At 60.6% G+C, this 21,177-nt stretch carries 15 protein-coding genes; 10 read left to right on the top strand and 5 right to left on the bottom strand.

Annotated elements, in window-relative coordinates:
* Positions 1-5: 5 nt before the first annotated feature.
* Positions 6-1,985 carry a bifunctional tRNA (5-methylaminomethyl-2-thiouridine)(34)-methyltransferase MnmD/FAD-dependent 5-carboxymethylaminomethyl-2-thiouridine(34) oxidoreductase MnmC gene (gene mnmC, locus JKA62_RS00970; protein ID WP_201815746.1) on the bottom strand — a complete coding sequence of 660 codons (1,980 nt, stop codon included), beginning with the start codon at positions 1,983-1,985 and terminating at the stop codon, positions 6-8.
* A 172-nt stretch (positions 1,986-2,157) separates the two neighbouring features.
* Here mnmC and pap point away from each other — a divergent pair, with 172 nt between their 5' ends.
* Both pap and JKA62_RS00960 read left to right on the top strand, forming a co-directional pair.
* Positions 2,158-3,672, top strand: a complete 1,515-nt coding sequence (gene pap, locus JKA62_RS00965; RefSeq protein ID WP_011335390.1) for a polyphosphate:AMP phosphotransferase — start codon at positions 2,158-2,160, stop codon at positions 3,670-3,672.
* A gap of 102 nt (positions 3,673-3,774) precedes the next feature.
* Positions 3,775-4,959 carry a thiolase family protein gene (locus JKA62_RS00960; protein WP_201815744.1) on the top strand — a complete coding sequence of 395 codons (1,185 nt, stop codon included), beginning with the start codon at positions 3,775-3,777 and terminating at the stop codon, positions 4,957-4,959.
* On the opposite strand, the gene JKA62_RS00955 is transcribed toward JKA62_RS00960, so the two are convergent.
* Positions 4,956-5,156 carry a DUF6316 family protein gene (locus JKA62_RS00955; RefSeq protein WP_011335388.1) on the bottom strand — a complete coding sequence of 67 codons (201 nt, stop codon included), beginning with the start codon at positions 5,154-5,156 and terminating at the stop codon, positions 4,956-4,958. The two genes, JKA62_RS00960 and JKA62_RS00955, sit on opposite strands and share 4 nt — an antisense overlap.
* 214 nt (positions 5,157-5,370) lie before the next feature.
* Between JKA62_RS00955 and JKA62_RS00950 the strand changes: the two genes are divergently transcribed.
* Positions 5,371-6,330, top strand: a complete 960-nt coding sequence (locus JKA62_RS00950) for a DMT family transporter (protein ID WP_011335387.1) — start codon at positions 5,371-5,373, stop codon at positions 6,328-6,330.
* A 36-nt stretch (positions 6,331-6,366) separates the two neighbouring features.
* Here the strand turns inward: JKA62_RS00950 and JKA62_RS00945 are convergent, their stop codons facing one another.
* A complete protein-coding gene (locus JKA62_RS00945) occupies positions 6,367-7,761 on the bottom strand; it encodes a class II fumarate hydratase (protein ID WP_011335386.1) in 1,395 nt (464 codons plus the stop codon).
* Positions 7,762-7,954: 193 nt separating this feature from the next.
* Here JKA62_RS00945 and JKA62_RS00940 point away from each other — a divergent pair, with 193 nt between their 5' ends.
* The 5 genes from JKA62_RS00940 to JKA62_RS00920 all read left to right on the top strand — a co-directional run bounded on the left by JKA62_RS00940 (position 7,955) and on the right by JKA62_RS00920 (position 12,292).
* Positions 7,955-8,473, top strand: a complete 519-nt coding sequence (locus JKA62_RS00940; RefSeq protein ID WP_011335385.1) for a DUF2059 domain-containing protein — start codon at positions 7,955-7,957, stop codon at positions 8,471-8,473.
* 12 nt (positions 8,474-8,485) lie between these two features.
* Positions 8,486-8,785 carry a BolA family protein gene (locus JKA62_RS00935; protein WP_007950896.1) on the top strand — a complete coding sequence of 100 codons (300 nt, stop codon included), beginning with the start codon at positions 8,486-8,488 and terminating at the stop codon, positions 8,783-8,785.
* A gap of 117 nt (positions 8,786-8,902) precedes the next feature.
* On the top strand, positions 8,903-9,844 hold the full coding sequence (gene trhO, locus JKA62_RS00930; RefSeq protein ID WP_011335384.1) for an oxygen-dependent tRNA uridine(34) hydroxylase TrhO: 942 nt from the start codon (positions 8,903-8,905) through the stop codon (positions 9,842-9,844).
* 35 nt (positions 9,845-9,879) lie between these two features.
* Positions 9,880-10,482 (top strand): DsbA family protein, encoded by a 603-nt coding sequence (locus tag JKA62_RS00925; RefSeq protein WP_170928299.1) that lies wholly within the window; start codon positions 9,880-9,882, stop codon positions 10,480-10,482.
* Positions 10,475-12,292: an ABC transporter ATP-binding protein gene (locus JKA62_RS00920; RefSeq protein WP_011335382.1), complete on the top strand. Its 1,818-nt coding sequence runs from the start codon at positions 10,475-10,477 to the stop codon at positions 12,290-12,292. Before JKA62_RS00925 ends, JKA62_RS00920 begins: the two co-directional genes overlap by 8 nt.
* Before the next feature lies 1 nt (position 12,293).
* Here the strand turns inward: JKA62_RS00920 and JKA62_RS00915 are convergent, their stop codons facing one another.
* Positions 12,294-16,457, bottom strand: a complete 4,164-nt coding sequence (locus tag JKA62_RS00915; protein ID WP_011335381.1) for a hypothetical protein — start codon at positions 16,455-16,457, stop codon at positions 12,294-12,296.
* Between the two features lie 212 nt (positions 16,458-16,669).
* Here JKA62_RS00915 and JKA62_RS00910 point away from each other — a divergent pair, with 212 nt between their 5' ends.
* Together JKA62_RS00910 and JKA62_RS00905 are read left to right on the top strand one after the other, a co-directional pair.
* Entirely contained in the window at positions 16,670-19,132 is a 2,463-nt protein-coding gene (locus tag JKA62_RS00910) for an EAL domain-containing protein (RefSeq protein WP_011335380.1), read from the top strand.
* Positions 19,133-19,178: 46 nt separating this feature from the next.
* Positions 19,179-19,973, top strand: coding sequence for a TenA family transcriptional regulator (locus tag JKA62_RS00905; protein ID WP_011335379.1), 795 nt, complete (start codon positions 19,179-19,181; stop codon positions 19,971-19,973).
* Between the two features lie 63 nt (positions 19,974-20,036).
* Here JKA62_RS00905 and JKA62_RS00900 read toward each other — a convergent pair whose 3' ends face one another.
* On the bottom strand, positions 20,037-20,963 hold the full coding sequence (locus tag JKA62_RS00900; RefSeq protein WP_011335378.1) for a GGDEF domain-containing protein: 927 nt from the start codon (positions 20,961-20,963) through the stop codon (positions 20,037-20,039).
* Positions 20,964-21,177 lie beyond the last annotated feature (214 nt).

The following is a 21,177-nucleotide window of genomic DNA, read 5'->3' as shown; positions in this document are numbered from 1 at the left end:
TCCGCTCATTTGCCCCGGATCAGTCGCCGCAAGGCAAACCGGTTCGGATGACACGCCTCTGCGACACTTCTGGGCAGGGGCAGCGGTTCGTTGTCCAGCCAGGCCGCAAGCAGTTCACCGGACAAGGGTGCGGTGATCAGACCTCGGGAGCCATGACCGCTGTTGACGTACAGTCCGTCGAGCCAGGGACAAGGCATGTCCGGCACCTGCCGTGCATCCTTGCTCAATGCGGCGTAGATCCGGGTAAACGCTTCGCGGTCGGCGAGCGGGCCGACCATCGGCAGGTAATCGGGGCTGGTGCAACGGAAGGCTGCCCGGCCCTGAAGACTTTCGGCGTCGCGCTCGCTGACGTGCAGGCGCGCGACCAGATCGGTGGAGATCTCTTCGAGCATCGCCAGATTGCCCAGGTGTTCGGCGGTGGTCGGGGTCAGGTCGTCGCTGCTGAAGTCGAAACTGGCGCCGAGGGTGTGCTCGCCCCATCGTGCCGGTGCGACATAACCTTCGGCACACACGACAGTGGCCAGCGCCTGGCTTTGCGCAGTCTGCGCCAGGCGGGTGATCTGCCCGCGAATGCGCTTGAGGGGCAGCTCGCCGCTTTGGGCAAAACGCTTGATTTCGGCGGCACCGGCCAGCACCACGACGGGCGCTGTTGCAATCAATCGTTCACCGTCGAAGGCTTGCCATTGATCGCCCACTTTGCGCAGCTCGACGGCTTCCTGATGGGGAAGCAGTGTGACGCCCGGCTGTGCCGATTGCGCCTGACACAACGCCGGCGGATGTACCCAGCCACCCTCGGGGTAATACAAACCGCCGTGAGCCAGACCGACTCCGGCGCGGGCCTGTGCCTCGGGTTGATCGAGCCATTGCAGCAGGTCTTCGGGAAACGCGGCTGCCAGTTGTGCCTGACGCTCGCGCTCCTTCTCATTGAACGCCAGTTGCAGCACCCCGCAATCATCCCAGTCGGTGCCACGCTGCAAGGTTTCCAGCACGCGCCGGGTGTAGCCGAAACCGCTGACGATCAACTGCGAAAGTGCCGTGCCATGGGCGGACAGTTTCAGATACAGCACGCCCTGCGGATTGCCCGACGCTTCCTGTGCCACCGCGTCATGCCGTTCCAGCAGACTGACCTGCCAGCCCCGCGCCGCGAGGCTGGCCGCCGTGGCACAACCGGCCAGACCGGCGCCGATCACCAGGGCTCGACGGTCACCTGTCAACGGTGTCGGGCGGGCGAACCACGGTTTTGCCGCCGCAGGTGGCGCAACACCCTCGGGCCAGCCGAGAAATTCGCCGCGCAGGATTTCCCATTTGTGGCCGATGCCCGGCGTGCGTTTCATCTTGAAGCCGGCGGCGTTGAGCAGGCGTCGCACCCAACCGGTGCTGGTAAACGTGCTGATGGTCGAGCCGGGTGCCGCCAGCCGGGCCAGTTCGGCGAACAGTTCGGCGGTCCACATCTCGGGGTTTTTCGCTGGCGCGAAACCGTCGAGAAACCAGGCGTCGATCTGGCCGTCCAGTTGTGGCAACTGCTCCAGCGCGTCACCGATCAACAGGGTCAGGGTTATGCGCCCGTTATCCAGAACAATGCGCTGAAATCCCTGATGGATTGCCACGTAATGCTTGAGCAACTGATCGGAGAATCGCTTCAGGTCGGGCCACAACGCCAGCGCCCGTTGCAGGTCGGCAGGGCTCAACGGAAATTTTTCGATGCTGACAAAATGCAGTCGCGCACCGGCCACCGCGTGCTGTTCGAACAACTGCCAGGCGCAGAGAAAATTCAGCCCGGTGCCGAAGCCGGTTTCACCGATCACCAGTCGCCCACCCGCCGACAACGCGGCAAAACGCTCGGCCAGACGGTTCTGTTCAAGGAACACGTAGCGGGTTTCATCCAGCCCCGACTGGTCGGAAAAATACACATCGTCGAACACTCGCGAACGCGGGCGTCCCTGGTCATCCCAGTCGAGTTGGGCGTGGGGCATTACAGGTTTCATGGCAGGCTCGGCAACGGCAAGGCGGCCATTCTAGCCGATCACGCGGGCGGCGCTTGATCCATGGCAAACCTTGCCACAGATGACTCAAGGACAATCCGCCGCCGGCGGGAATTTCTGTGCCGCGTCAGAGCCCAATCCGCTAGTCTTGCTGAATCCTGGAAGGAGCCGTCCCATGTTCGAATCCGCTGAAATCGGTCACGCCATCGACAAAGACACCTACGAAGCCGCCGTGCCCGCCCTGCGTGAAGCGTTGCTTGAAGCCCAGTTCGAGTTGCAGCAGCAAAAGCGTTTCCCGGTGATCGTTTTGATCAACGGTATCGAAGGCGCCGGCAAGGGCGAGACGGTGAAGTTGCTCAACGAGTGGATGGACCCGCGCCTGATCGAAGTACGCACCTTCGATCAACAGACCGATGAAGAGCTGGCGCGGCCACCGGCCTGGCGCTACTGGCGGATGCTGCCGGCCAAGGGGCGGATGGGGATTTTCTTCGGCAACTGGTACAGCCAGATGCTGCAGGGCAGGGTACACGGCTTGTTCAAGGACCCGCGTCTGGATCAGGCGATTGCCGGCGCCGAGCGCATGGAAAAGATGTTCTGCGATGAAGGCGCGCTGATCTTCAAGTTCTGGTTCCACCTGTCCAAGAAACAAATGAAAGCGCGGCTCAAGGCGCTGGCCGATGACCCTCTGCACAGCTGGCGCATCAGTCCGCTGGACTGGCAGCAATCGCAGACCTACGACAAGTTCGTCAAATACGGTGAACGCGTGTTGCGCCGCACCAGTCGCGATTACGCGCCGTGGCATGTCATCGAGGGTGTCGACCCGTATTACCGCAGTCTGACGGTCGGCAAGATTCTGCTCGAAGGCCTGCAAAACGCTTTGAAGCGTCCCGATGTGCATCCCCATGAGGTCAACGCTGCACCGCTGGGGACTTCCGTAGACCAGTTGAACCTGCTCGATAGCCTCGACCTGACCCAGCGTCTTGAGAAGAAAGACTACGAAGAACAACTGATCACCGAACAGGCGCGGCTGTCCGGCCTGATGCGTGACAAACGCATGCGCCGGCATGCGCTGGTGGCCGTGTTCGAAGGTAACGATGCGGCGGGCAAGGGTGGTTCGATTCGCCGGGTCGCGGCGGCGCTCGATCCGCGCCAATACAGCATCGTGCCGATTGCCGCACCGACCGAAGAAGAGCGGGCGCAGCCTTATCTGTGGCGGTTCTGGCGGCACATTCCGGCGCGGGGCAAATTCACCGTGTTCGACCGCTCGTGGTACGGGCGGGTGCTGGTGGAGCGGGTTGAGGGCTTTTGCAGCACCGCCGACTGGATGCGCGCCTATGGCGAGATCAATGACTTTGAGGAGCAACTGGCCGATGCCGGGGTGATCGTGGTCAAGTTCTGGCTGGCGATCGACAAGGACACGCAGATGGAGCGGTTCCAGGAGCGCGAAGAAATCCCGTTCAAGCGCTTCAAGATCACTGAAGACGACTGGCGCAACCGCGACAAGTGGGATGCCTATCGTGCCGCCGTGGGCGACATGGTCGACCGCACCAGCACCGAAATTGCGCCGTGGACGTTGGTCGAGGCCAATGACAAGCGCTGGGCCCGGGTCAAGGTGCTGCGCACGATCAACCGCGCGTTGGAAGAGGCTTTCGAGAAGTCCGACAAGCGAGCCAAAAAGCACAAGGACTGAACCGATGGGCCCGCATACGCGAGGTGAATGATTGTCGCGGTCGGCGATCGGGTGGACTTATGCTCGGTCCACTCTCAACCGATTGCAACAATGAGGTATGCCATGCGTGAAGTGGTGATCGTCGACAGCGTACGGACCGGCCTGGCCAAGTCCTTTCGCGGCAAGTTCAACCAGACCCGTCCCGATGACATGGCGGCCCATTGCGTCAATGCGTTGCTCTCGCGCAACGACATTGACCCGGCCAGCGTCGAGGATTGCATCGTCGGCGCCGGCTCCAACGAGGGCGCCCAGGGCTACAACATCGGCCGTAACGTGGCGGTGCTCTCGCAATTGGGCACGGGCACGGCGGGCATGACTCTCAACCGTTTCTGCTCTTCGGGCTTGCAGGCGATTGCGATTGCCGCCAACCAGATCGCGTCGGGTTGCAGCGACATCATCGTCGCCGGCGGCGTCGAGTCGATCAGCCTGACCCTGAAAAGCGTCAACACCGATCACCTGATCAACCCGTTGCTCAAGCAGCAGACGCCGGGCATCTACTACACCATGGGCCAGACTGCCGAAGTGGTGGCGCGCCGTTATGGCGTCAGCCGCGAGGCGCAGGATCGTTACTCGCTGCAAAGTCAGATCCGCACCGCCCAGGCGCAGGCAGCCGGCCTGTTCAACGATGAAATCGTGCCGATGGCGGTGAAGTACCGCGTTGAAGACAAGACCAGCGGTGACGTGCAGATCCTCGACGGCATCGTCGATCGCGACGACTGCAATCGCCCGGACACCACCTATGAAAGTCTCGCCGGGTTGAAACCGGTGTTCGCCGAGGACGGGTCGGTGACCGCCGGCAACTCGTCGCAGTTGTCCGACGGCGCCTCGATGACGCTGGTGATGAGCCTGGAAAAAGCCCTGCAACTGGGGCTCAAGCCGAAGGCGTTTTTCCGGGGGTTCACCGTGGCCGGTTGCGAGCCGGACGAAATGGGCATCGGCCCGGTGTTCTCGGTGCCGAAGCTGCTCAAGGCCAAGGGCTTGCAGGTAGCAGACATCGATCTGTGGGAATTGAACGAAGCGTTTGCCTCGCAGTGCCTGTACGCCCGTGACCGGCTGGAAATCGACAACGAGAAGTACAACGTCAACGGTGGCTCGATTTCCATCGGTCACCCGTTCGGCATGACCGGGTCACGGCAGGTCGGGCATCTGGTGCGCGAGTTGCAGCGGCGCAATCTGCGCTACGGAATCGTGACCATGTGTGTGGGCGGGGGGATGGGCGCGACCGGGTTGTTTGAGGCCGTACGCTAGGCCGGCCTGCCGGAATCCATCAATCGCATCCGCGCGATGTACGCGCGGATTTCCTGCTCGGCTTTCTCGGGGCTGTCGAACGGCCCTTCGAGGGTGTTTTCCCGGGTGCTGAAATACAGTTCGCCGTTGACCCGGCACACGCGGTCGCTGCGAAAGTGCGTGGCGGGGGCGGTGTCCTGGGCGCGCATGCCTAACATGTCGGGGTCTCCTTGGTGAGTGTTGTCCCGGGCTGGATCCAATCAGCTTATGCCTGAACCACTTACCTTGCCCGGCCGGCCGATCAACGGCCCATCGTCAATTTTCTGCTGCGACCTGCACAGTTTCATTTGCGGCTGGAGCGCAACTGTCCCTGTGTCGGGTCGGTCTGTGCGCCTAGAATGAGCGCTCCTGTCTCTGGCGCTTGGGGTTCTCATGCACGTTTCATCGGGTCGTTGGGTGTACGGCATGTTCCTGGCGTTATTGACGGCGTTTCTGTGGGGAATCCTGCCGATCAAGCTCAAACAGGTGCTGGTGGTGATGGACCCGGTCACGGTGACCTGGTTTCGCCTGCTGGTGTCCGGCGGCTGTCTGTTCATTTATCTGGCGGCGACCAAACGCTTGCCGAGTCGCAAGGTGCTGGGGCCGAAGGGCGGCTGGCTGGTGCTGATGGCGGTGCTCGGGCTGGTGGGCAACTACGTGCTTTACCTGATGGGCTTGAACCGGCTCAGCCCCGGCACCGCGCAACTGGTGGTGCAGATGGGGCCGATCATGTTGCTGATCGCCAGTCTGTTCGTGTTCAAGGAACGCTTCAGTATTGGTCAGGGCATTGGTCTGGCAGTGCTGCTGATCGGGTTCGCGCTGTTCTTCAATCAGCGTCTGGCGGAATTGCTCACGTCTTTGTCTGATTACACCGCTGGTGTGTTGCTGGTGCTGCTGGCCTCGACCGTCTGGACCTTCTATGCGCTGGGCCAGAAACAACTGCTGACTGTGTGGAATTCGCTGCAGGTGATGATGGTGATCTACCTGTTCTGCGCCCTGTTGCTGACGCCTTGGGTGCATCCGCTCGAAGCACTGTCGCTGAACCCGCTGCAGGGCTGGCTGCTGCTGGCGTGCTGCATGAACACCCTGATCGCCTACGGCGCGTTTGCCGAGGCGCTGGCGCATTGGGAGGCTTCGCGGGTCAGTGCGACGCTGGCGATCACGCCGTTGGTGACGTTCGGTGCGGTGGCCGTGGCGGCGGGGGTGTGGCCTGAATATGTGCATGCCGAGCAAATCAATCTGCTGGGGTATGGCGGGGCGGTGCTGGTGGTGCTGGGTTCGGCGCTGGTGGCGCTGGGGCCTTCGTTGATTGCCGGGCTCAAGGCCCGGCGGGCAAAACTGTTGGTCGGATGACCTTCCCGTGCGGGGCACGGGAAGGATCGGTATGACTCAGCCCTTGGCGCCGGCTTCGATCATGTTCTCCGGCCGCACCCAGGCATCGAACTCTTCATCGGTCAGATAACCCAGCTCCAGCGCCGCTTCGCGCAGGGTCTTGCCTTCGCTGTAGGCTTTCTTGGCGATTTCCGCCGACTTGTCGTAGCCGATGTGCGGGTTGAGCGCCGTCACCAGCATCAGGCCGCGTTCCAGATGTTTCGCCATGACGTCGGCATCCGGCTCAAGACCGGCGATGCAATGCTGCTGGAAGTTGCTGCAGCCATCAGCCAGCAGGCGGATCGATTGCAGCAGGTTGTGGATGATCACCGGTTTGAACACGTTCAGTTGCAGGTGACCCTGGCTGGCGGCGAAACCGATCGCCACGTCGTTGCCCAGCACCTGACAGGCCAGCATCGACAACGCCTCGCACTGGGTAGGGTTGACCTTGCCGGGCATGATCGAGCTGCCCGGTTCGTTGGCCGGCAGGCGCACTTCGGCGAACCCGGCTCGTGGGCCGGAGCCCAGCAGGCGCAGATCGTTTGCAATTTTCATCAGCGCCACGGCGAGGGTTTTCAGGGCGCCGGAAAGGGTGGTCAATGGTTCATGACCGGCAAGGGCGGCAAACTTGTTCGGCGCGGTGACGAACGGCAGGCCGGACAACGCCGCCAGTTCAGCGGCAATCGCTTCGCCGAAGCCGTGGGGCGAGTTGAGCCCGGTGCCGACGGCAGTGCCGCCCTGCGCCAGTTCGCAGACCGCCGGCAACGCCGCGCGAATCGCCCGTTCGGCGTAATCCAGCTGCGCTATGAATCCGGAGAGCTCCTGACCAAAGGTGATCGGCGTGGCGTCCATCATGTGGGTGCGGCCGGTCTTCACCAGCTTCATGTGTCGCGCCGAAAGTTCGGCCAGTCCGCCCGACAGCTCGGCGATCGCTGGCAGCAGTTGGGTCTGCACCGCTTGCGCGGTGGCGATACTCATGGCGGTGGGGAAGCAGTCGTTGGAGCTCTGCGAGCGGTTGACGTGATCGTTGGGGTGCACCGGCGTCTTGCCGCCGCGCGGGTTGCCGGCCAGTTCGTTGGCGCGCCCGGCAATCACTTCGTTGACGTTCATGTTGCTTTGCGTGCCGCTGCCGGTCTGCCAGACCACCAGCGGGAACTGGTCGTCATGCTGGCCGTCGAGCACTTCGTCGGCGGCCTGTTCGATCAGGCGGGCAATGTCGGCGGGCAGGTCGCCGTTGCGGTCGTTGACCCGGGCCGCGGCTTTCTTGATCAGGGCCAGCGCGTGCAGTACCGGCAAGGGCATGCGTTCCTGACCGATGGCGAAGTTGATCAGCGAGCGTTGCGTCTGAGCGCCCCAGTAAGCGTCGTCCGGGACCTCGATCTGGCCCAGGCTGTCGGTTTCGATACGGCTCATCGTGCACACTCCTGTTGGTCTGTTTGCGCAGTTTAGGCCCGGCTCACGCCGGGTGGTTCCATCCCTTCGATTGTTGACCCGCCGGCCCCCGCCAATCAAGCACGGCAAGGGCCAGGGGTTGAGCCGCAGCGTTATTCAGGCGCAGAATGGTCGCCCTTGGGGTTTTACCTCGCCTAGCTGAAAAGGAAACTCGATGACTCGTCTTCGTGCCATCTGCACCGCGGTTGCCCTGGTCTGCGCCAGCGGCCAGGTGCTTGCCGATACCGCCAGCCACAACGCCAGTGCCGAAACTTTCCTGACCCTGGCGCACGCTGACAAGCTGGGCACTCCGGTGTACATGCAGGTGCAGCAGATGTTTGCCCAGCGTTTTGAACAGACCAAGGCGCCGGAATCCAAGAAAGCCGTGCTGGATACCTACCAGGCCAAGGCCAACGCCGCTCTGGACCAGGCCATCGGCTGGAACAAGCTGAAACCGGACATGGTCAAGCTCTACACCAGCAACTTCAGCGAGCAGGAATTGAAAGATCTGGTCGCGTTCTACCAGTCGCCACTGGGCAAGAAAGTCCTGGAAAAAATGCCGCAACTGACCCAGCAGTCGGCTCAGATGACCCAGGCCAAACTGGAAAGCGCCGTACCGGTGGTCAACAAGTTGCTGGACGACATGACCAACGAGCTGGCACCGAAAGGCGCAGCTCCAGCCAAGAAGAAGTAAGCGGAGTTCGTGATGACCATGCAACAACGCATCGAATCGACGCTGGCGCTGCTTCAGCCTGAGCATCTGCAAGTGCTGGACGAAAGCCACATGCACAGTCGCGGGTTGCAGACCCACTTCAAGGCAGTGGTGGTCAGTGCGCAGTTCGAAGGCCTGAACCGGGTCAAGCGCCACCAGAAAGTCTACGGCACGCTTGGCGAGCTGATGGGCGAGTTCCATGCGTTGGCGCTGCACACCTACACCCCGCAGGAATGGGCAGAGACAGGCGTCGCTCCGGCGTCGCCGACCTGTGCCGGCGGCAGCAAGCATTGAGCCTTGCAGCAATGAACTGAGGTTTTTTGCTAGAATCCGCAACGCGCCGCTCACCCGGCGCGTTTTTTTTCGCATCCGGTTCACCCTTTACGAGGGTAGCCACCTGGAGAAATACCCATGACACAACCGATTGTCGTGGCGGCACTGTACAAGTTCGTCACCCTCGAAGATTACGTCAACCTGCGCGAGCCCCTGCTGCAAGCGATGGTCGACAACGGCATCAAAGGCACCCTGCTGATCGCCGAAGAAGGCATCAACGGCACGGTTTCCGGCAGCCGTGAAGGCATCGACGGCCTGCTGGCCTGGCTGCGCAACGATCCGCGCATGGTCGATATCGATCACAAGGAATCGTACTGCGACGAGCAGCCGTTCTATCGCACCAAGGTCAAGCTCAAGAAAGAGATCGTGACCCTGGGCGTTGAAGGCGTCGACCCGAACAAGAAAGTCGGCACCTACGTCGAGCCCAAGGACTGGAACGCACTGATCAGCGATCCGGAAGTGCTGCTGATCGACACCCGTAACGATTACGAGGTCTCGATCGGCACCTTCGAAGGCGCCATCGATCCGAAAACCACCAGTTTTCGCGAATTCCCCGACTACATCAAAGAACACTTCGATCCGGCCGTGCACAAGAAGGTCGCGATGTTCTGCACCGGCGGCATTCGCTGCGAGAAGGCCTCGAGCTACATGCTCGGCGAAGGCTTCGAAGAGGTCTATCACCTCAAGGGCGGCATTCTGAAGTACCTCGAAGAAGTGCCGCAGGAAGAAACCAAATGGCAGGGCGACTGCTTCGTCTTCGACAACCGCGTGACCGTGCGGCATGACCTGAGCGAAGGCGACTACGATCAATGTCATGCCTGCCGTACCCCGGTCAGCGTTGAAGATCGCGCCTCCGAGCATTACGTGGCCGGCATCAGCTGCCCGCATTGCTGGGACACCCTGAGCGAGAAGACCCGCCGCAGCGCCATCGACCGTCAGAAGCAGATCGAACTGGCAAAAGCGCGCAACATGCCGCACCCGATCGGCTACAACTATAAGCAAGCATCCACCGAGGCTTAATCATGTCTGCACGCCTGCTCTATGTGATGGATCCGATGTGTTCGTGGTGCTGGGGATTTGCCCCGGTGGCCAAGGCATTGGTGGAGCAGGCGCAGGCCGCCGGGGTGGAACTGCACCTGGTGGTCGGCGGGTTGCGCACCGGTAGCGGTTCGGCGCTGGAGCCAACCACCCGGCGCTACATTCTCGAACACTGGCAGGCGGTCACCGAGGCCACCGGCCAGCCGTTCAAGTTCGAAGGCGCGTTGCCCGACGGTTTTGTCTACGATACCGAGCCTGCCTGCCGGGCCATCGTTACGGCGCGCAGCCTGGCGCCGGATTGCGCGTGGAAACTGGTCGGGCTGATCCAGCACGCGTTTTACGCTGAAGGTCGCGATGTCACCCAGGCCAGCGTTCTGGTGGAGCTGGCGGAGAAGGCCGGCGTCCCGCGCATCGAATTTGCTGCCCTGTTCGATCATGCCGATCAACACAAGGCGACCCAGGCCGATTTTACTTGGGTCCAGGATCTGGGCATCGCCGGATTCCCGACCCTGCTCGCCGAACGCAACGGCCAACTGGCGTTGCTGACCAACGGCTACCAGCCGCTCAGTGAACTGTCGCCGCTGCTCGGTCGATGGCTGGAGCGCGCGGCCTGTGTCTGACCCGGCCGATGACACGCCAGCCGTCAAGCGTGTCGACCGGCTGAGCTGGGCTGAAGTCCGGCGACTGGCACTTCATCACAAAAAATCCCTGTGGATCGCCAACGGCGTGGCCGTACTGGCGACGCTGTGCAGCGTGCCGATTCCGCTGCTGTTGCCGTTGCTGGTGGACGAAGTCTTGCTCGGCCATGGCGACGCCGCGCTGAAAGTCATGAACCACCTGCTGCCCTCGATGTGGCAGCAGGCGGCGGGCTATATCGGCCTGATGCTGGTGGTGACGCTGACCCTGCGTTGCAGCGCCCTGTGTTTTGGCGTGTTGCAGGCGCGATTGTTTGCGCGACTGGCCAAGGACATCGTGTACCGCATCCGCGTGCGGCTGATCGAGCGTCTGAAACGGATCTCGCTGGGTGAATACGAAAGCCTGGGCAGCGGCACCGTTACCACGCACCTGGTCACCGACCTCGACACCCTCGACAAGTTTGTCGGCGAAACCCTCAGCCGTTTTCTGGTGGCGATGCTGACGCTGGTCGGCACTGCCAGCATCCTGATGTGGATGCACTGGAAACTGGCGCTGCTGATCCTGCTGTTCAACCCCTTGGTGATTTACGCCACGGTGCAGTTGGGCAAACGGGTCAAACACCTGAAGAAACTGGAGAACGACAGCACCTCGCGTTTCACCCAGGCGCTGAGCGAAACCCTCGATGCGATCCAGGAAGTGCGTGCCGGCAACCGTCAGGGCTTCTTCCTGGGGCGCCTTGGCCTGCGGGCTCAGGAAGTGCGCAACTACGCGGTCAACTCACAGTGGAAGACCGACGCTTCGAACCGCGCCAGCGGCCTGTTGTTTCAGTTCGGCATCGATATCTTTCGCGCGGCAGCCATGTTGACGGTGTTGTTCTCTGACCTGTCGATTGGCCAGATGCTCGCGGTGTTCAGCTACCTGTGGTTCATGATCGGCCCGGTCGAACAACTGCTGAACCTGCAATACGCCTACTACGCGGCAGGCGGGGCGCTGTCGCGGATCAACGAACTGCTGGCCCGCGCCGACGAGCCGCAATACCCCGGCGGCGTCGACCCGTTCAAGGGCCGCGATACGGTCGGGATTCAAGTGCAGGGTCTGAGCTTCGGTTACGGCGACGAACTGGTGCTGGATCAGTTGAACCTGTCCATCGCCCCCGGTGAAAAAGTGGCGATTGTCGGCGCCAGCGGTGGCGGCAAAAGTACCCTCGTGCAATTGCTGCTGGGCCTGTACACGCCACTGGCGGGGACGATCCGTTTCGGCGGCTCGAGCCAGCAGGAAATCGGCCTGGAAACGGTTCGGGAAAACGTCGCTGTGGTGTTGCAACATCCGGCGCTGTTCAACGACACCGTGCGCGCCAACCTGACCATGGGTCGTACCCGCAGCGATGAAGCCTGCTGGCAGGCACTGGAAATCGCCCAGCTCGAACCCACCATCCGCGCCTTGCCGGACGGCCTCGACAGCATCGTCGGCCGCTCCGGCGTGCGTCTGTCCGGGGGGCAGCGGCAACGGCTGGCTATCGCCCGGATGATCCTCGCCGAACCCAAAGTGGTGATCCTCGACGAAGCGACGTCAGCCCTCGATGCCGCGACCGAGTACAACCTGCACCAGGCCATGGCGCGCTTCCTCCATGGCCGCACAACGCTGATCATCGCCCACCGCTTGTCGGCGGTGAAACAGGCAGACCGGGTGCTGGTGTTCGACGGCGGGCAAGTGGCCGAAGATGGCGACCATCAGCAACTGATTGCCGATGGTGGGTTGTACGCCAAGCTTTATGGGCATTTGCAGCGGTTGTAGGTCAGTTCCATAAAACCTGTAGCGCGCCTGCTTCGCCTTTATGCCCGAACTCCTTCATGACCAGTGAACATGACCCGCAGGGTGGCATCGTGGTCGCGACGTCCACCGACTTCAATTCCAGCGGGTCAGGATATTTCTCGCGTATCACGCGAATCAGCTTGCTTTCACTGTCCAGAGAGGTCGGCCGGGCTGCCAGCTCAGGTGTGTAGTTGTCGATGTCCTTGATGGTCAGCGGTACCGCAGCCAGACGCCCTCTATCCGTCAATTCCAGGTTGGTCTTGCCGACAGTCAGGCTGTAGTCGATGTTGATGTAGGTGGTGTCGCCGATTTTTACGTGATTGGCACCCAGATGGCGGAAAACCGGCAGGTGTCTGGTTGTGCCCTGAGCACCGGAGACGCTGACGTAAACCTCTCGCATGCCTTTTGCGTTGATGACTTCGGCATAGGCGATGTTTCGAGCGTTGCCTGTACGGTCAAATCTGCGCATCAAATGTTGCAACTTTTGCATCGTGACCTCGATGCGCAGCGCCGCGTTGGTGTCCGGTGGTTTGATCACCGGTGACAGGAACAAGGTGTCGAAAATTTCTGCTGTGCGCTTTCGCAAGGCTTCTGGTGCGTCTTTGCTTCGCGCCCAGGTCGTGGCGCCTTCGGCACGGCGGGCGACGATCATCCGCGTCGAATGGTCGAACATCAGGGCTTCGCCGGGGCTGGTATCCACTTTGAGCCATTTCATCCCGGCCGGCGGGCTGGCTGCGGTGCCCAGCGCAATCGCGATGTCGTCCATGGTTGTCAGGGCGCGTTCGACCTCTGCAGCCGAATGGATTCGTGCGGTGTTGTTGGCGTTGAGCGACCCGGTATAAACCCTCTTCAATTCTTCGGCCAGGTCAGCGGGCAGGGTTTGAGCCTTGCGCAAAACCAAGGGGTCGGAAAAGGCCTGTGTCGGCAAGCGCTCGGTGACGTAGAAGTCTGCGGCGTTCAGTCGGGTAAATACATAGTGCTTTGAATCGTCCTTCGCAGGCACGATGATCGCCCCGACCTCAAGCGTATCGAACCGTTTTGAACCTTTGGACGGGAGGCTGACCTTGATTCGTGCATAGATTCCCTTTTGAAACGCTATCGAGGCATTGAGTTGTTTGTAGGTCCTTATGACACTTTTCGGCAAGGGTCGCGTCGAGTTGGCCGGTCTATAGAGGGTATCCCCGAACCAGGGGGCCCAGCCTTTGCTGTCATCGAAGCTCCCGGCTGCGGGCGTCGGCGCCGGATTGCGGGTGACATAACTTGTTCGGCAAACGTCCCCTGGCGCACGGCTCACCCGACATGGCAGGGGTTTGAAGAGGGCCTTTTCCTCAATCAGATCGGCCCGACGCAATTCATCGCCATCCAGACGATAGGGGATGTCATCAATCAACAGCGTGGTTCGGCCATCGACCTCCAGCATTTCACGAACATGGGCGTGTTCCGGGACTTCGGCCAGAGCGTGGGATTCGGTGGGCGGCAGCTTCCTGAAAGTGGATCTGCCCTGGATGAGATCCCGGCTGTTGTTGCGCAGGCGCGGGCCATAGGGCAGGGATGTCAACGGGTCGACCAGATGCAGTTGTTCCAGATCCAACGCATTTGTGTGACGCACAATGACGTCATCGATGCCGTTGACCGTTGCCAGCTCGTCAGTATTGGCCAGCGGCTTCCAGTTCCCCGGATCGATGGCCTGGGGCAGGTTATGAACCAGTCGGTAGCCGTCAGCATGTCCCGTGAGTTTTCTGATGCCGCCGATACTCGCCCGACCGATGAACAGCAGTCCTCTGCCGGCACCGCTTCCCAGACTTTTAAGCAGTGTGGGAATGCCATCGAGCGGGTTGAGATTTGCCAGTGAATTGGTCAGAAGCTTGCGAGTCAGCGTCGAGAAGGACGGCAGGCTCGCTTTGATAGCCATTCGACTGCTGCCGACAGTGGCACGAAGCAGGCGCACCGAGCCCGAGATGAATTTGCCGATAGGGCAAAGGAACGATGCGAGATCAAACAGGAGTCCGACCCCGCCCATGATTTTGCCTGAGGTGCTGTCCGACAGTAGATCATCGATGCTGCCCCAGAAAGGCACGAATCCCTTGACGATGGAAACGAACGTTTCCAGGCGCTTCTCGGTTTTCGCCCGAGCGGCGTCGAAGGACGTCATGCCGCGGGCCTGTATGTGCAGTTGCTGTTCATCTACATAGAGAAAGTTCGTTGCGATATAACCCGCCAATTCATTCAGTCGGGATGTCGTCAGGAGGGCTTCACCCTCGGCATCCGTCGAGCCGGATGATACCGCTGCCGGCATGAACCCCATGATATCGAGGTATCCCGGACACGATGCCCGCTCTGCCGGCACTCTGCCGTGGAAGTGGGCGGACCAGTCGAGCAGGAGGGAAGTGCTCAGATTGCGCTCGGGCGAATAGCTTTGTCCCGGGATCGAGGCGTGCAGTGGAAACTCTGTTCGAACGCCATCGATTGTGGAAAACCTCAAACCGGTTCGCTGACGAACGACGCCCGCGCTCGGGATGAGCTCGTAGTAAGTGATGTCTGTGTTGTAAATCACTTTCAGAACGAATCCCTTCCTTGCCCGGATCTGCTCCGACTTCTCGTTCGGCGCGGTTTTCTGCCGCAGGCTCAGCACCTGGACTTCACCTCGAGCCAGCGCCCGGCGATCTGCCGCTGGCAGTGATCTCAGCAAGCTGGCAATCAGCGATTGATAAGCCTGCCTGATGGTTGTCAGGTAGTCGTTGAACGCAGTTTCGAACCGGGCGTTGATGTCAGGCAAGAAATTGCCGGCCCAACTGTAGACGCCGTCTTCGACCCGGTCATAACCGCCGCGCCAGTTTTCCCGCTCGGCATGGAGCACTCGCTGTCCATCGAGCCTCAGTGCTGTGGTCGAACGCGTTGTACCATCGGGCATGGAGACGATCCATCGCTTGCTGCCATCAAGCTGACCGTCTGCATAGACGTCGAGAAAGTCCTGGCCCTGCTGCTTGTTCAGATCCAGTGGTGCCCTGGAATGGCTGTGACTCGGATCCGCCGACAACAATTTGCGCCCGTCCCGTGCGAACGTGACGCCTCTGAAAACGTTCGTCATGACCTGCCTGGCCATCTGCAGTCGCTCAGGTGGACGCAAGTCCAGTGTCTTCACGGCGTTGTTCAGGCGCTCGGTGTGTTCTTCCAGAGCCGACAGTGCGCGGTTGATATCTTCCTGGTCGTAAGCGGTTGTCGTTCGCTGCGCAATGGCGCCCGTGCAGACGGCCCATTCCAGGGCAGGAGCCATACGCAGTCGTGCAATCGCCTCGAGTTGTTCGGCCGATGCGCCGGCGCTGCGTTGCAGCGGCAGATCAACCAGTTGCTGGAAGGACAAGGGCGCTGATTGATCCAGACCGGTTTCCTCGGCCAGCAGTACGCCGTGCATGAAGTTCACCCAGACCACGGAGGTCTTGTAACGAAGCTCCGGTGGTACATCGCGCACGCTGAAGTCTTTCGAAAGGCGGGTCTGGAATACCCGAGCCAGAAGGATCGCCTCTTTGGTGTTGGCAACCCGGCCGCTGCGCAGCAAATGCTGTTCGAATTCGTGGCGCAAGGTCTGGTAGCTCTTGCCCCAGTGGGCCGGGTCTTGCCAGTGAAAACCGGCGAGCGCTTGCGGCTCGTCAGCTGAGGGGGTGTGCAGATAGAGGCAGATGGCTTTGCAGATCAATTGATAACGCACCGACGCCGGCGTCTGTTCGCCTGGGGAAGCGCCGTACCATTTGAGCTTTTTCAGTAGCCGTTCTGTCAGATCCAGTGATTCCGGGGTATTGAGTATTCGCTGGAGGAAAACCGAAGGTGTTGCGCGCAGCGCTTCCGGGGCTGCGAGGCGCAGGATATCGCCGCTCAAATGACGAATCAGCGAGGGCTTGCCGATCAGAAAGGATTTGACCGTTTCGATCATTCGTTCATTGATGCTTTTCGCCGTGTACTGTTCAAGGGTCATGGAGGGCGCAGGGGCTGGTGTCGCAAGCTGCGCGGCCTTGAACCTTTTCCGGTCCCGGGCGGTCGGTCGGGGAACCAGGGATTCGATATCCGGGCCGGCATCCAGACCCAGCGTCTTGCGAGCGCTCGATTCTGCAATTGCCGATGGATCGATTGAAGCTGGAGACGTCGAGGTCATGTCACACTCCTTGTGAAAGCATTCCCGCCAAAAAGGGAGAATGCCTGGAGTGCCCAGTTAATCGGTCCGGCCTGCGAGTGTGGCCGTATATATGTCTATCCGGCTTCTGTTCTGAACTGAGGCGGATCCGTCGCTTGCCGGAACCGGGAAGGCCTCCTAGTCTTGGGGGGATGTTCGCAGGACGATCAGGCAGTGCTCATGCAAGGAATACCATGAAGCAAAAGCGGACTCTCGGAACGCCTCGGTTGTTGGGCATCGTCTGGCCATTCATCGCCGTCGTGTTGTTTCAGGCGTTGCTGGGGGGCGTGAGTCTTTATGTCCTGTCGGCCGTTCGCGGTTATGTGGCGGGCGAGAGCCTGTGGTCCAAGGGCCAGAAAGACGCCATCTATTACCTCAATCTGTACGCCGACAGCCGCGACGAGGCGATCTACCTCAAGTACCAGAACGCGATTGCCGTGCCTCAGGGCGGTCATCAGTTGCGCCTGGCACTGGACAAGCAACCGCCCGACCTGCAAGCGGCGCGTGAGGGCATTCTCAAGGGCGGCAACCACCCGGACGATGTCTCCAGCCTGATCTGGCTGTACCTGAATTTCCGTCACTTCAGTTATCTGGAAATTGCCATCGACCGCTGGACCCTGGGCGACGCCTATCTGGTGGAACTTGATGGCGTGGCGCAGGAGATGCATCAGCGCATCACTGCCAATGCGGCGACCGAGGCCGATATCCGCCGCTGGAAAGACCGGATCTTCGCGATCAACGACGGCGTGACCCCGGCCGCCAAGGCGTTCAGCGATGCCCTGGGTGAAGGCTCGCGGATGATTCTGCGTCTGCTGCTGTTTACCAACCTGGCCACCGCACTGGGCCTGATCGTGCTGGCGCTGCTGCGCACCCGCAAACTGCTCAAGCAGCGTCATGCTTTCGCCGAAGCGTTGCAACTGGAAAAAGATCGCGCGCATGTCACCCTGCATTCGATTGGCGACGGTGTGATCACCACCGACGTGAGCGGGGCGATCGACTACATGAATCCGGCCGCCGAAGCGTTGACCCACTGGAAGGCCGAGCAGGCGTCCGGTCTGCCGCTGGCGGCGTTGTTCAATTTGCTGGATGACAACGCCCAGACGGAAGGGCTGACCCTGATCGAGCACATTCTCAGTGGCCAGCTGACCGGCGGCAGCGAACACTCGAAGCTGATCCAGCGACTGGACGGCAGCACGGTGTCGGTGACCCTGGTCGGCGCGCCGATCCGCAATGCCGGCAAGGTCAGTGGGGCGGTGCTGGTGCTGCATGACATGACCCAGGAGCGGCAATACATCGCCAATCTGTCATGGCAGGCCACCCACGATGCACTGACCGGGCTGGCCAATCGTCGCGAGTTCGAATACCGGCTCGAACAGGCGCTGCACAACCTGACGCGCCAGGCCGGGCGGCATGCGCTGATGTTCCTCGATCTGGATCAATTCAAACTGGTCAATGACACCTGCGGGCATGCGGCCGGCGATGAGTTGCTGCGGCATATCTGCGCGTTGCTGCAATCGGGTTTGCGCGAAGGCGACACTTTGGCTCGGCTGGGCGGCGACGAGTTTGGCATCCTGCTGGAGAACTGCGCACCGGAGGCGGCGGAGAAGATCGCCGAGAGCCTGCGTCAGACCGTGCAAAACCTGCATTTTGTCTGGAAGGGGCGGCCATTCCTGACCACCGTCAGTATCGGGCTGGTGCACGTCGCTCAGAACCCGACCACTCTCGAAGCCTCGTTGCGGGCCGCCGATATGGCTTGCTACATGGCCAAGGAAAAGGGTCGCAACCGGGTGCAGGTCTACCATGCCGACGACTCGGAATTGTCCCTGCGCTTTGGCGAGATGGCCTGGGTGCAACGCCTGCACATGGCCCTGGAAGAAAACCGCTTCTGCCTCTACGCCCAGGAAATCGCCCCCTTGGGTTCGGCTGCCGGTGGCACTCGCGGACATATCGAAATTCTGCTGCGTCTGCATGACGAAGCGGGCCGGATGATTCTGCCGGACAGTTTCATACCAGCGGCGGAACGTTACGGTTTGATGACCTCGCTGGATCGATGGGTTGTGCAGAATGTATTTAAGGTTATTGCTCAATGTATTAACGATAAGTGCGAAGGCCCTCTGGCAATGTGTGCGATTAATCTTTCAGGCATTACTATCGGAGATGACGCGTTCTTGCACTTCCTGCGAGAACAGTTTGATAACTACGGCGTACCGCCTGAAATGATTTGTTTTGAAATTACAGAAACCAGTGCCATTGCAAATCTCGGGAGCGCAATCAGATTTATTAATGAACTCAAAGGCTTGGGCTGTTATTTCTCACTGGATGACTTTTGTGCCGGAATGTCTTCATTCGCTTATCTGAAACATTTGCCTGTAGACTTCCTGAAGATCGACGGGAGTTTCGTAAAGGATATGCTGGACGACCCGATTAACCGTGCAATGGTCGAAGTGATCAATCACATCGGGCATGTCATGGGTAAGCAGACAATTGCCGAGTTTGTCGAAACAGCGCAGATCGAGCAGGCATTGCTTGAAATCGGCGTGGATTACGCTCAGGGTTATGTAGTGGAGCGTCCGCAGTTGTTTACCTGTGACAGTTTGCAAAGTCGGCCCGCCAGACCGCAGCCGTTGTTATTCAAGGCGCCTGGCACGTTCCGTTGAAGTCTCTTGCCGATCCTTACAATCACAAATCAAAAGGAGCCGAACAGTGATCGACACATTCAACCGAACCGGACCACTCATGGAAGCTGCAAGTTATCCCGCCTGGGCGCAACAGTTGATCCAGGATTGCAGCGAGAGCAAACGCCGGGTTGTCGAACATGAACTTTATCTGCGCCTGCGTGATAACAAGCTCAGCGCCAAAACCATGCGCCAGTACCTGATCGGGGGCTGGCCCGTCGTTGAGCAATTCGCGTTGTACATGGCACAGAATCTCACCAAGACCAAATTTGCCCGCCACCCGGGTGAAGACATGGCGCGGCGCTGGTTGATGCGCAATATTCGCGTCGAACTCAACCACGCCGATTATTGGCTGCATTGGAGCCGGGCCCATGGGGTGAGCCTGGAAGATCTGCAGGCGCAGCAAGTACCACCGGAGTTGCACGCCCTGAGCCACTGGTGCTGGCACACCAGTTCGGCGGATTCACTGATCGTGGCCATCGCAGCCACCAACTACGCCATCGAAGGCGCGACCGGGGAGTGGTCGGCGCTGGTGTGTTCGACGGGGGTCTATGCTGCGGCCTTCCCTGAAGAGGACCGCAAGCGGGCGATGAAGTGGCTGAAGATGCACGCCCAGTACGACGATGCCCATCCTTGGGAAGCGTTGGAGATCATCTGCACCCTGGCCGGGATGAACCCGAGCAAAGCCTTGCAGGCGGAGCTGCGACAGGCCATCTGCAAGAGTTATGACTACATGTACCTGTTCCTCGAGCGCTGCATGCAGCTCGAACTGTCGGAGCGGGTGATGGTCGGGCGTGAGCGTCGGGCACTGGTCGAGAGCTAGTTTCGGCGACATCAATAAAAAAAACGGGAGCCCTGGCTCCCGTTTTTTGTTGGCAGCGAATATCTAGCCCGCCATGGTCAGGCGATTGCGGCCCTCACGCTTGGCGACATACAGCGCGCTGTCGGCGCGGCGCAACAGGCTGTCGGCAGATTCACCCGGCAACAGGGTCGAACAGCCGAGGCTCACGGTCAGTTCGATCAATTGGTTATTGGCGTAGTAATCCTGGGCCTGGGCTGCCTGACGCAGGCGCTCACCGACCATGGCGGCCGCGTCGCGACCGGTGTTGGACAACAGGATCAGAAACTCTTCCCCGCCATAACGGAAGACCATGTCGACGTTGCGCAACTGGCCCTTGATCGATGCGGCCACAGCTTTGAGCACGTCGTCGCCGGCGCTGTGACCATGGAGGTCGTTGACCTGCTTGAAGTGGTCGATGTCCAGCATCAGCAACGACAGCGGTTGCAGGTGCCGGCGGGACATCTCGATTTCGCGGTGCAGCGTCTGCTCCATGGCAATGCGGTTGCCGGCACCGGTCAGCGGATCACGCAGCGCGCTTTGCGTGGCGGCGCGGTACAGCAGGGCATTGCGCATCGGATACAGCAGCGCAGACAGCAACGATTCGAGATTGCCCAGTTCCTGTTCGCTGAAGCGCTGGTTGCGGCGGAACACCAGCTCACCCATGTGCTCGCCTTCGTGGCTGAGGCGGTAGCTGGCCGAGTGGTGGCCGCGGGCACCGAACTCCAGGCGCAGGTCGCAACCGTTGTGCACGTAGGTCAAGGCGTCCAGCGGCACCAGACGCTGAACTTCGCGGAAAAACAGACCGAGGATGCGTTGAGGCTCAAGGCTGGTTTGCAGTTGCAGGCTCATTTGCTGGCGCAATTGCGCCAGGCTGACAGGTCGCGCCAAGAGAGGCGGCTGCTGACCAAAGCCCAGGCGTTGCAATTTGGCACTGTCGAAGTCAATTGCAGTGGTCTGGGAGGGTGATTTCATATGGCGTGAGCCCCTAAGCAGTAAGTCTGTCTTACAGGCTGGGTGAGAGCGGCTATGGGCTGCGCGTCATACTGATCCATCAGTCCCGTAGGACATTTGGCGTAAGTTTAGTCTGCCCGATGACGATTAGTCAGCTATCGAATCAGGCCTTGCCCGACTGCCTTCACACGGCGTGCTTTGAGGAAATGTAGAGCGAAAGTCGTGCCATACGGTT

The organism is Pseudomonas sp. B7 (genome assembly GCF_016735645.1).
Taxonomy (GTDB): Bacteria; Pseudomonadota; Gammaproteobacteria; order Pseudomonadales; family Pseudomonadaceae; genus Aquipseudomonas; species Aquipseudomonas glycinae.
The sequence above is the reverse complement of the archived record's forward strand: the minus strand, read 5'-3'. Positions and strand labels throughout refer to the sequence as shown.